Source organism: Agromyces selenitireducens, assembly GCF_052748465.2.
In genome coordinates this window covers 1928940-1943540 of sequence record NZ_CM188259.1, presented here as the reverse complement: position 1 = coordinate 1943540, position 14601 = coordinate 1928940, and the positions used below count along the sequence as shown (strand labels likewise).

The following is a 14601-nucleotide window of genomic DNA, read 5'->3' as shown; positions in this document are numbered from 1 at the left end:
TACACAGAAGAGAGCCCGGATGTCGAGGCAAGATACGCATTGAACGGCCTCGGCAGCGTCCCGGAAGCAGCCGCTGAGGTGGCACGCGGGGGCGAACTCCAGTGTGGCGATCTTTGCGAGATCGTAGTCCCGAGGGTGTTCCATCATCATCCGCTCCTTTCCAGCCGCGCGCGTCTGTTCGAGAGAGCGCCCTAATCATGCCGCCTCGACGCTTGAGCCCGCAGATCCGACTATCGGAGCGTCCTGAACGCGCTCCGCGCCTCGGTGGCGAAGAGCTCGGGTTCCTCCCAAGCGGGGAAGAGACCGCCCCGCTCGACGGAGTTGAAGTAGGCGAGACCTGGATAGACGGCTTCTGCCCAGATTCGTGGGGACGCCCGAGTCTCACCGGGGAACGTGGCGACGGTGATGCTCATGATGGAGTTCCTTTCACAGAGCCGTAGTTCTACGAGACCGAGCCTGCCCGAGCGGTCCGGGCCTCGCGCCCGTCGGCACCACTGGCGGCTCCACTGGTGGCTCCACTGGCGGCTCCACTGGCGTCGCGTCACCTGCCGGTCTGTGCGGGAAGTCTCGAGCCCGCCGATTCGATCGGGCGCTCCTGTCATTGCCGGTGACGGCGGAGGGGAGTAGCATCCGGTCGCACTGAGAGCTTCAGTTCAGCGATGCGGTACGGACGCACCCAGCTTCGACTGACCCCTAGCGCCCTGCGTCCCGTCTGGCGGTTGTGCGTGGCTGTGGCCCGAGCTCGAGGTCCGCAGGGCCGTTGGTCGAGGTGGGATTGACCACCTCGAACAAGCTGGGAGGAGACGGGCATGTCGTTCATCACGAGGGGTTTCACGGGGCGCGGGCGCGAGCGGGACGACCGATTGCCGCCCGGGCAGACGCTGGTGAGTGACTTCCCGGTGCTGTCGGCCGGGCCGACGCCGGACATCGACACCGCCGACTGGTCGTTCACGATCCGCACGGAGACGGGCGCCTCGCGCTCGTGGACGTGGGACGAGTTCATGGCGCTGCCGATCGAGGACGTCACGACCGACATCCACTGCGTCACGCACTGGTCGAAGCTCGGCACCGGATGGCGCGGCGTGTCGCTCGACACGCTGTTCGAGGACGTCGAGACCGACTTCGAGTACACGATGGCGCACAGCTACGGCGGGTACACGACGAACGTGCCGCTCGAGGACCTGCTCGACGGCAAGGCGTGGGTCGCGTTCGAGTTCGACGGCGAACCGCTCGACCCCGAGCACGGCGGGCCCGCGCGCCTGCTCGTGCCGCACCTCTACTTCTGGAAGAGCGCGAAGTGGGTGAGCGGCCTCGAGATGATGGCCGAGGACGAGCCCGGGTTCTGGGAGCAGAACGGGTACCACCTGCGGGGCGACCCGTGGAAGGAGGAGCGGTACTGGTGAGCGCCGACGGGGCCGCACCGCCGGTCGCGTCGGCGGGCGCGTCGCCGCGCTCGGCGCTGCGCGCGGTGCCGCGCGCCGGATGGCATGTCGCCACCGTCGCCGCGACGCACCGGGAGACGCCGAACGCGACCCGTATCGAGCTGGACGTCGACGGCTGGCCCGGCAACGAGGCCGGCCAGCACCTCGACGTGCGGCTCACCGCGCCCGACGGGTACACCGCGACCCGCTCGTACTCGATCGCCTCGTCGGGCCGGTCGACGCGGGTCGTGCTCGCGGTCGACAAGCTGCCCGACGGCGAGGTGTCGCCGTACCTGGTCGACGAGCTGCGGGCCGGCGATCAGCTCGAGGTGCACGGCCCGTTGGGCGCGTTCTTCGTGTGGCGGCCGGCCGCGGTGACGGATGACGCGCGCCCCGTGCAGCTCATCGCCGGCGGCTCCGGCGTCGTGCCGCTCTACGCGATGGCACAGGCGCACGCCGACGCCGACGATCCGACGCCGTTCCGGCTGCTGTACTCGGTGCGCACCCCCGACGACGTCTACTTCGCCGACGAGTGGGCGGCGCTCGCCACGGCATCCGCACCCCTGCAGCTGGGCCTCGTGTACACGCGGCGTGCGCCCGACGGTTGGTCGGCGCCGCCCGGGCGGATCACGCGCGAGGCGCTGGCCGCCGCCGTGATCCCGCCGGCCGAGCGCCCGCGGGTCTACGTGTGCGGCTCGACGGGGTTCGTCGAGCGCGTCGCCGACTGGCTCGTGGAACTCGGCCACGAGCCACGCGACATCCGCACCGAACGATACGGAGGCACGTGATGACCGGTCACCTCGACGGCAACGCCCTCGCCGGCCCGCTCGCCGACTTCTTCTCGTTCGACATCACCACCACGATGATGCGATGCGTAGGGTGCGGGATGCTTGCGGAACTCGCCCGCGCATTGGTGTATGTCAGCGGCGCCGGCACGGTCGTGCGGTGCAGCAGGTGCGGTCGAGTGCTCATGACCGTCGTCGAAGCCGACGACAGGGCATGGATCCGGTTCTCGGACAGTGGTGCAATCGAATTCGCTCGTCCTCCGGCCGGAGCGATCGAGGCGTGACGGCCCCGCACCTCTGTGCGACGCTAGCGCGACCCGCGTAGCCGCCGTGCGCCGTTGACTCTCGGTATCAAGTCTGACCATCGCGCGCCTACGGTTCCGAACGAGGTCGGCAGCCCGACGTGGCCGCGGACCTCGCCATGCCGACAACCCCCTGCGACAAACGGCCAGGGAGGTCCGGGGGTTGCCCGGGCATCGCGCCCGGGTGTCCCCCGGGCGCGAGGAGGCCAGCTCAGCGACATCCTGAGAGGGCCGGATCGATCCGTACGCCGGCACGAGGAGGCCATCATGAACACGACTCAGACCACGACGCGCCGGGTTTCCGGTGCGAAGGTCGCGCCGGCGACATCCGCAAACTCGGCTGAGGCGCGGGGCGTGCGTGAGACCACCACGCACCCCATTCCGGATACGGCCAAATGGCCCGCGATCGGCTCGGACGGTTGGGTCATCTACAGCCATCACCACTCCGATCACGTCGGCGCCACGTCCAGCCTTCCGAAGGACGTGCCGCATTACGCGCAGCGTGCGACGGCCGAGCGGCTCAGCGCACATGCCGACCCGAATCGAGACGGATCATGGATGAGATCAAGCTGTCGCTGATCATCGACAACCCCGCGCGACCGATCGCGTTCGAAAGCCGGTTCCCGGCGCTGCTCGATCTCGCCGGGACCATGCCGGGATTGCTGCGAATCGAGACTGCCAGGGTCTTCCCGAGCAACGACGGGTCACCCGCTCCAGCTCATCGAACTGTCGACCTCTACTTCGCCTCCTACGAAGCAGCCAGACGGGCCACCGCCACACCTGAGGCGACGACCTTCTTCGACCGCCTGCGGGGCACCGGTGGCACCTTCACCCGGCTATTGAGCCACGTGGAGACGCACGGGAAGACCACCGAACCGACAGCGGATGGCGACATGCGCGCGCCCCAAATGGCGTGACGCATACTGCACGGCCAGAACGAAAAGAAATCACCATGGCACTGACGGACCGCGTCTTCGGCGCCAAGCGGAAACCTCCGTCGTCACGTTCGAGCGAGTCGCGAAGCGACGGACTCATCGTCGACAGATATCAGCGGATGCTCCTGACCGCCGACACCGGGGCAATCGAACGCGTGCATGTCGAAGCGTTCGAGAGACTCACGCCCGAGCAGCTGAGAGTGCTGTTCGAGCGATTCACCAACGGTGCCACCGACGACGATGAGAAGCCGACCGACCCCCGACCGGCGAGCCTCGCTCGTTCCGCTGCACATTCGGAGCGTCGCCGACCCGGCGCCATCGCCCGCACACTCGGTCCCGGCGCGACCGGCATCCCGGTGGGCATCTGGGCCACCTCGTCGATCCTCGAAACGGTGGCCGCCTTCGCGCTCCCATCAGCCCTATGAGGAGCGGTGGACTTCAACGGCGGCGGATGGGCGGCTCGCGAAGGCCCGGATTCCTTCGGCGAATCGTGGGACGGCGGATGGTGAGCCGGAAAAGAGATCGGCTTCGCGGTGCCAGAGACGACCTGCCGCGCGACGGGGGCCGCCTTCTCGCGAGGTTGCGTGATGACATTCCTACCGGCTGTCGAACGTCAAGAAGTCATCCTCGGCAGGCGGTTGTCCCTACTTTGTAGTCGCATCGCCGGCGGTCGGGTACAGTCTGCGTGGGCGACGGGCGGTGACCGTCGCCGGCATGGTGGAGCAAGGCGGGTGAACCGCTCTTGGGAGCAAGACTCGAGGCGCACCTGCGCCTGACAGACCGACGAGACGAGCGCGCCCGGCTGGACGAACTGATCGCCCGCGCCCGGCTCGGCACAAGCGGCGCGCTCGTCGTTCGGGGCACAGCAGGGATCGGGAAGACAGCCCTCCTCGACTACCTTTTGGCCAACGCCGCAGGCTGTCGCATTCTGCGAGCTGGTTCGGTCGAATCCGAGATGGAGCTCGCGTACAGCGGGCTACACCAGCTGTGCTCTCCGCTTCTCGATCACCTCGACCGCCTGCCCGAGCCACAGCGAGACGCCATCGCGACGGCGTTCGGGCTTCGCGCCGGCACGCCCGCCGACAAGTTCCTGGTCGGCTTGGCTGTCCTGAGCCTGATGTCCGACGTCGCCGAAGCGCAGCCGCTGGTCTGCCTCGTGGATGATGCGCAGTGGCTGGATCGTGTGTCGGCGCAGGTGTTGGGCTTCGTCGCCCGCCGCCTCGCCGCTGAGTCTGTTGTCCTCGTCTTCGCCGCCCGCGACGGGGAGGACATCCCCCAGCTGGCCGGCCTCCCAGAGATGACGGTGACACCGCTCGGGGATACGGACGCGCGTGCCGTCCTCGAGTCGGCGATACCAGGTCGACTCGACGAGTCCGTGCGGGATCGCATCATCGCGGAGGCGGGGGGCAACCCCTTGGCCCTGCTGGAACTGCCGAAGGCGTGGACGACGCAGAAGATTGCCGGCGGATTCGGCCTTCCGGACAGCGTGTCGGTCCCGGCCCGACTCGAGCAGAGTTTTCTCCTCCGACTGACAGCGCTCCCGGATCCGAGCAGGCAGTTGCTGCTCGTCGCGGCGGCCGAGCCGGCCGGTGATCCCTCGCTGGTCAGAGCCGCCGCCGAACGCCTCCGGATCACCCTCGATGCAGCAGCGCCTGCGGCGACAGCTGGCCTGCTCGACAGCCGACTCGACCTGGGATTCCGGCACCCCCTGGTCCGCTCGGTCGTGTATCGCGCGGCCGCCGTCGACGAGCGGCGGCGCGTACACGCCGCCCTCGCCGATGCGACGGACTCCGAGGCCGATCCGGATCGACGCGCCTGGCATCTCGCGGCCGCAAGCACAGGGCCGGACGAAGTCGTCGCATCGGCTCTGGAGCGCTCCGCGGCTCGGGCGCAGGCCCGCGGAGGGATCTCCGCGGCCGCGGCCTTCCTGCACAGGGCGGCGGCGTTGACGATCGACCCGGCCCAGCGCACAACTCGCATCCTGGCCGCCGCTCAAGCGAGCTTCCAGGCGGGCGCATTCGATGATGCCCTCGACTCGCTCGACGAGGCACAGACAGGTCAACTCGACGCCTTCCAGCATGCCCTGGCAGATCTCCTTCGCGGCCACATTGCGTTCGCCGCCGACTTCGGCAGTGATGCTCCGCCGTTGCTCGCCAAGGCTGCCGCGCAGATGCAGGCGATCGACGCCGACCAAGGCCGTCAGACCTACTTGATCGCCTGGGTCGCGACGGTCTTCGCCGGTCAGCACGCGGGACACGACGATCTCACACGGATCTGTCGGACGATCCTCGCCCTGCCTCCGAGGCCAGGTGATCCGGGTGCGCTGGATCTCCTGCTCGAAGGCCTGGCGCGATTGATCATCGACGGACATGCCGCCGCCGTCCCGACGCTACAGCGTGCTGCGACGATGCTGGCCGGCATCCCCGCTGAAGATGTCGTCCGGTGGGGATGGGCGGCGACCGCCGCCACGGATGCCTCGTGGGACCCCGAAGGCACGAAGTCGATCGCCGAGTTGCAGAGCGCGATCTTCCGACGGTTCGGCGCCCTGGGACAGTTGCCGATCTCCTTGGCAGCCCTCGGCAACTCCGCAGTCTGGGCCGGCGACTTCGCCGGCGCCGCGTCCATCGTCGCCGAAGCGACAAACGTCGCCGCAGCCATCGGCAGCCACTTCCCGCCCACAATCGAACTGCGGCTCCTGGCTGCGCAAGGCGACGAACACCGAACGACGGCGTTGATCGCCGAGACGCTGGCCGAGGCAGCAAAAGGCGGCCAAGGAATGGCTACGACGAACACGGATTGGGCGGCAGCTGTCCTCTACAACGGCCTTGCGCGATACGACCTGGCGATGGCCGCCGCCAACCGCGCCACGTCCGCCACCTACGAGCCGTTCGTCTCCATCTGGGCACTTCCCGAGTTGGTCGAGGCGGCGATGCGCGTAGGGCGGACGGCACAGGCGCGTGAGGCGATGGAGCGCCTCGTCGAGACGACGCAGGCGAGCGGGACGGACTCGGCGCTCGGCATCGAAGCCCGCAGCCGAGCACTCATCGGCGACGGCATCGCAGCGGACCGCCACTTTCGGGAGGCCATCGATCACCTCGGCCGCACCCCGCTCCGTACGGAACTCGCCCGTGCCTACCTGCTCCATGGCGAATGGCTCCGCCGTGAAGGCCGACGCATCGATGCACGCGGCCGATTGCGGGACGCCTACGAGGAGTTCGCTGCGATCGGCATGACCGCGTTCGCGGAGCGCGCGCGCCGCGAACTCGTCGCCACGGGTGAACGCGTCAGCAAGCGCGGCCCCGGTCGGCGCGACGTGCTGACCCCGCAGGAACAGCAGATCGCCCGTCTCGCTCGCGACGGGCATTCCAACCCGGATATCAGCGCGCAGTTGTTCTTGAGTCCCCGAACCGTCGAGTGGCATCTGCACAAGGTCTTCGCGAAGCTCGGGATCGCTTCTCGCAAGGAGTTGGCGGAGGCGCTGGCGCCCGGGAACGTGACCTGACCCGGGCACCAGCACTCGTCTTTCAGCGCACCGACTTGAATGCCGCCCGCATCTCGGAGGTGAAGAGTTCCGGTTCCTCCCAGGCTGCGAAGTGGCCGCCCCGGTCGACCTCGTTGAAGTAGGCCAGATCCGGGTAGACCGCCTCGACCCAGCTGCGGGGCGACGCCCAGATCTCGTCGGGGAAGGTCGTGAATCCGACTGGCACGGTGACCGGTGGCGGCGCCTGCCCGCTCGCCAGCGCTGCAGCGAGCGCTCGTGCGTCCTCCCAGTACGACCGCGCGGCGGAGTCCGCCGTGCGAGTCAGCCAGTACAAGGTGATGTTGTCCAGAACGTGGTCTCGGGTGAGATTGCCCACGGGTTCGCTGTCGACGAACGCGCGGGAGATCTTGTAGTAGCTGTCCGTGTCGTGGTCGAGCATCCAGGCCGCCAGCCCGACCGGGGAATCCAGCAATGAGTAGCCGATCGTCTGGGGGCGCGTGGCCATCTCGAGGAAGTACCCGAAGCCGTCCTGCCGGAACGTGCCGAATGCCTCGGCCGCGACGCGTTCCTTCTCGGCTTCTTTCGGCAAGTGATCGCCGATCGCGAGGACCGCCGTGAGGAGGCTCAGGTGGTAGCCGATCAGGCCCTCGACCGACTGGCGGCCCATCAAGTCGGTGACGAGAGCGCCGACATCGCCGCCTTGCCCGACGTAACGGGAGTAGCCGAGGCGGCGCATCAGCTCGGCCCAGGCGCGGGCGGTCCGGCCGGCGTCCCAGCCGAGTTCGGACGGCTGAGCGGAGAACCCGTAGCCGGGCAGGGATGGCAGCACGAGGTGGAAGGCGTCCTCCGGCGTGCCACCGTACGCGGTCGGGTCGGTCAATGGGCCGATCGTCTCCAGCATCTCGACCACCGACCCGGGCCAGCCGTGCGTCATGATGAGCGGCAGGGCGTTCTGGTGCCGGGATCTGACGTGGATGAAGTGGATCTCGACCCCGTCGATCTCGGTTGTGAACTGGGGTAGCGCGTTGAGGCGTGCTTCGCATCGACGCCAGTCGTACTCTTCGGACCAGTACTGAGCGAGCGCCTGTGCCGTCGAGAGCTGCACGCCCTGCGCCCTGTCCGGAACGAGCTCCTTCGTGGGCCAGCGCGTCGCAGCGACGCGCCGGCGAAGGTCGTCGATCTGCTCGTCTGCGATGTCGATGTGGAACGGGCGGATCCCGGTGGGGGTTTCAATGATCGTGCTCATGACGACGTCTCCCTTCGTGAGACCTGATGAGGATGGTGACACCGCCGAGCTTGCTCCCGCCCCCTCCCCCATCGCACCCGTGAAGGCCACGGGTGACTCACTGGTGTAGGCCTCGAGCCCAGGGCCAGTGCCTCGACCAGTGGCACTCACGGGTGCGAGCTGCCGTGCACTGGGTAGACCTTGGACTTGCCGACTCCCGGCAGAGAATTCACGATCCGTGCGCACTGAAAGGGGACTGCCATGTCCATCATTCACCGAGGTCACGCCGCCCCCGACCTGCCGCCGAACGGCGGAGACCAGCTGCTGTCACGCCGTGGGCTCGTGGGTGGTGCGGCGGTCGCGGCCGGCATGGCGATCCTCGCAGGCTCACCGTCCGCGGCATCCGCGGCGAAAGGAGGATCGACCGGATCGGTGTCCGATGCGCCGAACCTCCCTGAGGGGTTCACGGCGACGTTCGAGGATCGATTCGTGCAGGCCAACGGAATCCGGCAGCACGCGGTCGTCGGCGGCGATGGTCCCCCGCTGCTGCTGGTCCACGGGTGGCCGGAGAGCTGGTACGCATGGCGCTTCCTGATGCCGACGCTGGCCCAGGACTTCACCGTCGTCGCCGTCGATCAGCGCGGGATCGGGCTGACCGCCACGCCAGCCGTCGGCTACGACTCGGCGACCCTTGCCGACGACCTCGCCGCGTTGATGGACGAACTCGGCCACGAGCGGTTCTCGTTGGTCGGGCACGACACCGGCTACATCATCGCGTATGCGCTCGCCGCAGACCACCGAGACCGCGTGGAGCGCATGGCTGTCGCCGAGATCCCCGGCCCTCCCGGCGTCGAGCATCCCGAGATCCCTGCACCACCGCTCTTCGTCCCCGACTTCCTCAACAACCGGCTGTGGCACATCCCATTCAACCGCGTCGACGATGAACTCATCGTCAACATGGTCCGCAGCAACGCCGAGGAGTTCTATCGATACGAGTTCGCCATCCAAGGCGGCGGAGAGACACTTCCGAACCCCACCATCAAGTACTACGTCGACCTCTACAACCGCACCAAGGATGCCCTTCGCGCCAGCTTCGGGCTGTACCGAGCGTGGGACGCCACCCTGGAGCAGAATCACCAGCGCCAGCAAGAGAAGCTGACCATCCCCGTCCTCGGGATCGGTGGGGCGAACAGCTGGGGCCCGGCGGCGGCAGAGGGCATCAGGCCGGCAGCGACCAACGTGGAGACCGCCGTGATCCCGGACACCGGTCACTGGGTCGCCGAGCAGGCACCCGATCAGATGCTGGAGCTCCTGTCTGCCTTCCTGAAGAGCGCATGACGCCGTATCCGTAGGACTGGCCGGAGCAAGGAGTTGCGTCATGAAAGCCATCACCGTGGCCGAGTCGGGGCTCGACGTGGAGGCCATGAACTGGACCGACATCGACTATCCGCACGCTGCAGAGAATGACGTCATCGTCCGGGTTCATGCCGCGGGCTTCACACGCGGTGAACTGACGTGGCCGGGCACCTGGATCGACCGCGCCGGCCATGATCGTGCCCCCAGCGTCCCAGGTCACGAACTGGCGGGGGTCGTCGTCGAGTTGGGGTACGGCACCACGGGACTCACCGTGGGACAGCGGGTGTTCGGCCTCACGGACTGGGCCCGCAACGGCTCCCTGGCCGAGTATGCCGCCGTCGAGGCGCGCAACCTCGCACCACTTCCGGCCGGCGTCGATTTCGTCACCGCGGCCGCGCTGCCCATCTCAGGACTCACGGCCTGGCAAGGACTCTTCGACCACGGCCACCTGGAGACCGGTCAGTCGGTTCTCATCCACGGCGCAGCCGGAGGCGTCGGGTCCACCGCCGTCCAACTCGCGCGCGATGCGGGCGCGTGGGTCGTGGGCACCGGCCGCGCGGGAGACCGGGAATTCGTCCTCGAGCACGGAGCGGACGAGTTCATAGACCTGCAGTCCGACCGACTCGAACAACGAGACCAGGTCGATGTCGTCTTCGACGTGATCGGCGGTGAGGTCTTCGAACGCTCGCTCCATGTCCTCCGGCCCGGAGGCAGGATCGTGACCGTCGCCGGCCCGCCGCCGCGACAACCCACGGACGGCCAGGCGATCTTCTTCGTCGTGGAGCCGGATCGTGCACGTCTCGCCGATCTGGGACGTCGGCTCCAGATGGGGCGCGTCAGGCCGATCGTCGGCAGCGTGCGGCCCATTGCCGAGTCCGCGGCGGCCTTCGCATCCGGCGCGCGCGTCAGGGGTAGGACGATCATCGCGGTCACCGAGAGCGACTGAATGCCGCTACGACCGAAAGGGACCAGGCTCATGCACACACACAAGATCGGATACTTCGTCGGAAGCCTTTCGAGCACGTCGATCAACCGAACGCTCTCGAAAGCGCTCCTCAAGCTCGCACCCGATGATCTGGAGTTCACCGAGATCGCGATACGCGACCTGCCGCTGTACAGCCAGGACTTCGATGCGGACTTCCCGCCGCCGGCCCGAGCACTCAAGCAGGCAATCGAGGCATCCGATGGCATCCTGTTCATCTCGCCGGAGTTCAATCGCTCGATCCCGGGCGCACTGAAGAACGCCATCGACTGGGGTTCGCGCCCGTGGGGATCGAACTCCTTCGCAATGAAGCCGACCGGCATCATCGGAGCTTCACCCGGCGGCATCGGAACCGCAGTCATGCAGTCGTCGATGCGCAGCGTGCTGAGCTTCCTCGATGCCCCCCAGTTGAATGCGCCCGAGGCATACATCACGTTCCGCGATGACGTGTTCAGCAACGACGGAGAGGTTCGCGACGAGGCCACGGCGAAGTTCCTTCGTCACTTCATGGAGGAGTATGACGCGTTCGTGCAACGTGTACTCGCCGTCACGGCGCCGGGGCACATCGGCGACAGGCTCCCCGAGATCCGGCGTTGAGAGTCCGACGCTCATGACTAGCTCGTCGCGACCGCCTTCGGCCGCTGAATCAGACCGAGAATCTCGGTCCAAGGTTCGGTTCGTGAACACGCGCTTCGATCCCGACCTCACGCCGTTCCACGACATCGCGATGGAGATGGCCGCGAGGTTCGGGTATTCGGCCGCGTTGTCGTTGGATCCACGGCTTGCCGAGTTGCTGCGGCTTCGCGTGGCCCAGCTCGATCCGTGCTCGTACTGCCTGATCCTGCACAGCCGAGCGGCGGACGAGCTGGGTATCCCGGCCGAGGTCGTCGCGCACCTGAGCGGATGGCGCGAGAGTGCCATGTTCTCGCCGATCGAGAAGGTCGCGCTCGCCTACTGCGAGGGTCTCACGACCTTCGACATCGCACGGTTCCCTGAACTGCACGACGCGTTACGGGCCCATTTCGACGAGAAGGAGGTCGCCGAGATCGCCGCGGTGATCATCAACATGAACGTCTGGACTCGGCTCAAGCTCGCCCAGGGCGCCACACCCGCCGCAGACGAGGCGCTGCGCCCCGCGAGCCCGTCCGATTGACCGAGCAACTCTCTCCTGGAGGTGTCCCATGCACGATGAGCAGATCCCGATGCACGACGCAGCTGCCACGACCAAGCCAGACGGGCGCGCCCGAACCGGCATCATCCGTTCCATCGCGCACTGGTTGGCGGAAGACGACGGCATGCTCCCAGATGAAGGGCGCCTCGCACCGTTCGTCGGAGCGACCGCATGGCTCAACTCCGAGCCGCTGACACCCGAGGGACTCCGCGGCCGGGTCGTCCTCGTCGACTTCTGGACCTACACCTGCGTCAACTGGCTTCGAACGCTCCCGTACATCCGGGCTTGGGCATCGAAGTACGAGGAGGCCGGCCTGACCGTCGTGGGCGTGCACACGCCCGAGTTCGGCTTCGAGAGCGACATCGATAACGTGGTCGCGCAGACGCGCAACCTGGGCATCGAGTATCCCGTCGCGGTCGACAGCGGATACCGGGTGTGGGGCGCCTTCGAGAACCGGTTCTGGCCGGCGGTCTACATCGCCGACGTGAACGGACGCGTCCGGCACCATCACTTCGGCGAGGGCGAGTACGCGCAGACCGAGATGGTCATTCAGCGCCTCCTCCTCGACGCCGGAGCACAGGCCCTCGACCGGGACCTGGTGTCGGTCGAGCCTCGGGGACTCGAGGTCGCAGCTGACTGGCAGGCGCTGCGGTCACCAGAGACCTACCTCGGGTACATCCAGAGCAGTGGCTTCGCGTCGGAGGGATCAGCGCCGTTCGACCTGCCGTACGAGTACACGACGGCGCCCTCGCTGCCGCTCAACTCGTGGGACCTATCGGGGAACTGGACCGTCGCCCGGCACGCCGCGGGCTCGAACGCACCCGGCGCACGGATCGCGTTCCAGTTCAGCGCCCGCGACCTCAACCTCGTCATGGGCCCCCGGGCCAGGGGCGCTGCCATTCCGTTCCGCGTGACTCTCGACGGCCGGCCCGTGGCCGACGCCAACGGTACCGACGTGGACGCCGACGGCCGCGGGATCGTCCGCGATCAGAACACGTACCAGCTCATCCGGCAGCCCGGTCCGATCACGGACCGCAGGTTCGAGATCGAGTTCCTCGAAACCGGAGCGGAGGTCTACTGCTTCACATTCGGCTGATCACGGCCGGGCGCAGGAGCACGTGACCGGGCACCGCGAGAAGAACGAAATCCCACGATCGTCCACACGAATCTCGTCAGCCAGTCGCACGGACCGTGCGAAAACGACATAGGAGCACCTGATGGGTCTACTCGAACGCATCTTCGGTCGGAAGGTCGAACTCGAACCCGAGCCCGCACCGGCGGGCGTCCCGCATAGAGACGCCGCAGCCGTCGAACGGTACGAGCAACTGCTGCGGACTGCACCACAAGACGTCCTCGAGCAGGCGCATGTCGAAGCGTTCGAACAGCTCACCCCCGCGCAGCTCGACCTGCTCTACGAACGGCTCACCGCGACCGCGACCGCCGACGACGAGCGACCAGCCGACGCTCGCCCCGAGAGCCTCGCCCACTCGGCCGCCAGAGCTGAACGCCGCCGACCCGGCACCATCGCACAGACGCTCGACGAGACGGAGGTACGAGCAGAGACGAACGCGGTGGTCGGTTTCTCCATCCTGGACACCGTCATCTGGTACTCGCTCGCCTCGGTCGCATGGAACACCTGGAGCCCTCCCCCCGATGACACCACCGACTCGCCCCCGCCCGACGAATTCGACGCAGGAGGCAGCTTCGACCTCGGCTTCTGATCACGTAACCATCCCGACGCAGGGGCTGCCAAGGGATCACGGGCGCGCACGGTTCGCACGTGCCCGAGAGGTGACCACCCTCAACGTCCCGAGAACCCGACGTCAGGCCAACGTCGACCATGTGAGCGGGCGGCGTGGGTCGCGATGCAATAGGTGCTGAATAGACGTGCGCGGCGTGCGCTCGCCGCCAGCCCGAGTCCAATGAAACTCCAGATCAAGAGAGATTTCCGCACCTAACGAGGGGACTTGAACCCGAATCCAGGCGTAGGAATGTCACAGGTTCGAATCTGAAATCCCAGATCAAGCGCACTTTCGCGGCGGCACCACGCCACAGCGCCAGCTTCGGAACGAAAGCGACGCCTCAGACAAATCGCTGATCAAAGGCACATTTCAAGGTAGGGCGGACGGGACTTGAACCCGTGACCGATGGATCTACTCGGCCCAGGCTCGCGATCTCGGCACGAGCCGGGATGCCTCGAAGAATCTCGACGTGATCTGGAATTCCTTGCCGCGATCGTCGCTGTCGGATTTTGATGCTACCCGTTGACCTCGACCGTTCTCGAGCCCTCTCGGATCAAAAGCGTTGGATAAACGTGCGCGGATCAAGTCGTCCCTCATACGAGCCGGGGTCGTTCATTCGATCTGGGCTCAGCCGTCCCCGGACTTCGACCTGAATCGCGTCGTTCCAACCTGGCATTTGGACCCCGACGTGACGTTCAGCGGCACGCACCCAACACCGATGAACGCTCATCTTCCACCTTTCGTGTTTTCTCTTCAGCGGGTCAAGCTAGAATCCTCACTTCGCCGGACTGAAACGTGCCCCGGCGAACCGGCAGTCCATCGATTTGCTGCGAGATCGGGGGCCGGCTATTCCAGCCGAAGATCGCAAGACAGCGGCGATGGCGCCCCACCTTGCCGGCCTGCTCGTTCGGGAATTGCCCGCGTAGGCGGACGGCGCTGTGGAACCTCGCGTTCAACGACTCGATCGCGTTGGTAGTGCACACGAAGCGGCGCCGGCTAGAACGGGAACGGGGTGAACTCTCCCCACGACGCCCGCCACATGCTGATCATCGCCGGGGACCGCTGTTCCAAGGTGTCGGTGAACTCGTCGAAGCGGTCCGTTGAAGTGAGGACTTTTTCTGGTTCACTGCGAGCGAGTAAGACTGCGAGTGGGCCATCATGAGTATCCATGGCGAGACGCTGCGAGTTCTAGCAGAGGCGG

Annotated in this window: 16 protein-coding genes; 13 read left to right on the top strand and 3 right to left on the bottom strand. The window is 67.1% G+C overall.

From position 1 onward, the window contains the following. Positions 1-230 precede the first annotated feature (230 nt). The gene (locus ACULK4_RS09035; RefSeq protein WP_445966775.1) at positions 231-413 is read right to left on the bottom strand and encodes a hypothetical protein; all 183 of its coding nucleotides are present in this window, start codon (positions 411-413) and stop codon (positions 231-233) included. 396 nt (positions 414-809) lie between these two features. Between ACULK4_RS09035 and ACULK4_RS09030 the strand changes: the two genes are divergently transcribed. The 7 genes from ACULK4_RS09030 to ACULK4_RS09000 all read left to right on the top strand — a co-directional run bounded on the left by ACULK4_RS09030 (position 810) and on the right by ACULK4_RS09000 (position 6945). Further along, a complete protein-coding gene (locus tag ACULK4_RS09030; protein ID WP_445966956.1) occupies positions 810-1403 on the top strand; it encodes a sulfite oxidase-like oxidoreductase in 594 nt (197 codons plus the stop codon). Further along, positions 1400-2209, top strand: a complete 810-nt coding sequence (locus ACULK4_RS09025) for a ferredoxin reductase (protein WP_445966955.1) — start codon at positions 1400-1402, stop codon at positions 2207-2209. The genes ACULK4_RS09030 and ACULK4_RS09025 overlap by 4 nt, the downstream gene beginning before the upstream one ends. Next, positions 2209-2490 carry a DUF6510 family protein gene (locus ACULK4_RS09020; protein ID WP_501043375.1) on the top strand — a complete coding sequence of 94 codons (282 nt, stop codon included), beginning with the start codon at positions 2209-2211 and terminating at the stop codon, positions 2488-2490. The genes ACULK4_RS09025 and ACULK4_RS09020 overlap by 1 nt, the downstream gene beginning before the upstream one ends. Positions 2491-2775: 285 nt before the next feature. Further along, entirely contained in the window at positions 2776-3087 is a 312-nt protein-coding gene (locus ACULK4_RS09015) for an MBL fold metallo-hydrolase (RefSeq protein WP_445966555.1), read from the top strand. Beyond that, positions 3063-3425: an EthD domain-containing protein gene (locus tag ACULK4_RS09010; RefSeq protein ID WP_445966556.1), complete on the top strand. Its 363-nt coding sequence runs from the start codon at positions 3063-3065 to the stop codon at positions 3423-3425. Before ACULK4_RS09015 ends, ACULK4_RS09010 begins: the two co-directional genes overlap by 25 nt. Positions 3426-3460: 35 nt before the next feature. Then, positions 3461-3868, top strand: coding sequence for a hypothetical protein (locus tag ACULK4_RS09005; protein WP_445966557.1), 408 nt, complete (start codon positions 3461-3463; stop codon positions 3866-3868). A 317-nt stretch (positions 3869-4185) separates the two neighbouring features. After that, complete coding sequence (locus ACULK4_RS09000) at positions 4186-6945, top strand: helix-turn-helix transcriptional regulator (protein ID WP_445966558.1); 2760 nt, start codon at positions 4186-4188, stop codon at positions 6943-6945. Positions 6946-6967: 22 nt separating this feature from the next. Here ACULK4_RS09000 and ACULK4_RS08995 read toward each other — a convergent pair whose 3' ends face one another. Then, the gene (locus ACULK4_RS08995) at positions 6968-8260 is read right to left on the bottom strand and encodes an epoxide hydrolase family protein (protein WP_445966559.1); all 1293 of its coding nucleotides are present in this window, start codon (positions 8258-8260) and stop codon (positions 6968-6970) included. 258 nt (positions 8261-8518) lie between these two features. Here ACULK4_RS08995 and ACULK4_RS08990 point away from each other — a divergent pair, with 258 nt between their 5' ends. The 6 genes from ACULK4_RS08990 to ACULK4_RS08965 all read left to right on the top strand — a co-directional run bounded on the left by ACULK4_RS08990 (position 8519) and on the right by ACULK4_RS08965 (position 13379). Next, positions 8519-9487: an alpha/beta fold hydrolase gene (locus tag ACULK4_RS08990; protein ID WP_501043374.1), complete on the top strand. Its 969-nt coding sequence runs from the start codon at positions 8519-8521 to the stop codon at positions 9485-9487. A gap of 40 nt (positions 9488-9527) precedes the next feature. After that, the gene (locus ACULK4_RS08985; RefSeq protein WP_445966561.1) at positions 9528-10451 is read left to right on the top strand and encodes an NADP-dependent oxidoreductase; all 924 of its coding nucleotides are present in this window, start codon (positions 9528-9530) and stop codon (positions 10449-10451) included. Between the two features lie 30 nt (positions 10452-10481). Continuing rightward, entirely contained in the window at positions 10482-11084 is a 603-nt protein-coding gene (locus ACULK4_RS08980) for an NADPH-dependent FMN reductase (protein WP_445966764.1), read from the top strand. Positions 11085-11166: 82 nt separating this feature from the next. Further along, positions 11167-11640, top strand: coding sequence for a carboxymuconolactone decarboxylase family protein (locus tag ACULK4_RS08975; protein WP_445966562.1), 474 nt, complete (start codon positions 11167-11169; stop codon positions 11638-11640). A gap of 49 nt (positions 11641-11689) precedes the next feature. Then, a complete protein-coding gene (locus tag ACULK4_RS08970) occupies positions 11690-12754 on the top strand; it encodes a thioredoxin (RefSeq protein ID WP_501043373.1) in 1065 nt (354 codons plus the stop codon). Between the two features lie 121 nt (positions 12755-12875). Further along, entirely contained in the window at positions 12876-13379 is a 504-nt protein-coding gene (locus tag ACULK4_RS08965) for a hypothetical protein (protein WP_445966564.1), read from the top strand. A 782-nt stretch (positions 13380-14161) separates the two neighbouring features. Here ACULK4_RS08965 and ACULK4_RS08960 read toward each other — a convergent pair. Further along, on the bottom strand, positions 14162-14383 hold the full coding sequence (locus ACULK4_RS08960) for a transposase (RefSeq protein ID WP_445966565.1): 222 nt from the start codon (positions 14381-14383) through the stop codon (positions 14162-14164). Positions 14384-14601: the final 218 nt, after the last annotated feature.

What these genes read in the sequence shown, in the direction of transcription:
- ACULK4_RS09035 (WP_445966775.1), bottom strand. Translation starts at nt 413, where the DNA reads ATGAGCATCACCGTCGCCACGTTCCCCGGTGAGACTCGGGCGTCCCCA.
- ACULK4_RS09030 (WP_445966956.1), top strand. Translation starts at nt 810, where the DNA reads ATGTCGTTCATCACGAGGGGTTTCACGGGGCGCGGGCGCGAGCGGGAC.
- ACULK4_RS09020 (WP_501043375.1), top strand. Translation starts at nt 2,209, where the DNA reads ATGACCGGTCACCTCGACGGCAACGCCCTCGCCGGCCCGCTCGCCGAC.
- ACULK4_RS09015 (WP_445966555.1), top strand. Translation starts at nt 2,776, where the DNA reads ATGAACACGACTCAGACCACGACGCGCCGGGTTTCCGGTGCGAAGGTC.
- ACULK4_RS09010 (WP_445966556.1), top strand. Translation starts at nt 3,063, where the DNA reads ATGGATGAGATCAAGCTGTCGCTGATCATCGACAACCCCGCGCGACCG.
- ACULK4_RS09005 (WP_445966557.1), top strand. Translation starts at nt 3,461, where the DNA reads ATGGCACTGACGGACCGCGTCTTCGGCGCCAAGCGGAAACCTCCGTCG.
- ACULK4_RS08990 (WP_501043374.1), top strand. Translation starts at nt 8,519, where the DNA reads ATGGCGATCCTCGCAGGCTCACCGTCCGCGGCATCCGCGGCGAAAGGA.
- ACULK4_RS08985 (WP_445966561.1), top strand. Translation starts at nt 9,528, where the DNA reads ATGAAAGCCATCACCGTGGCCGAGTCGGGGCTCGACGTGGAGGCCATG.
- ACULK4_RS08980 (WP_445966764.1), top strand. Translation starts at nt 10,482, where the DNA reads ATGCACACACACAAGATCGGATACTTCGTCGGAAGCCTTTCGAGCACG.
- ACULK4_RS08970 (WP_501043373.1), top strand. Translation starts at nt 11,690, where the DNA reads ATGCACGACGCAGCTGCCACGACCAAGCCAGACGGGCGCGCCCGAACC.
- ACULK4_RS08965 (WP_445966564.1), top strand. Translation starts at nt 12,876, where the DNA reads ATGGGTCTACTCGAACGCATCTTCGGTCGGAAGGTCGAACTCGAACCC.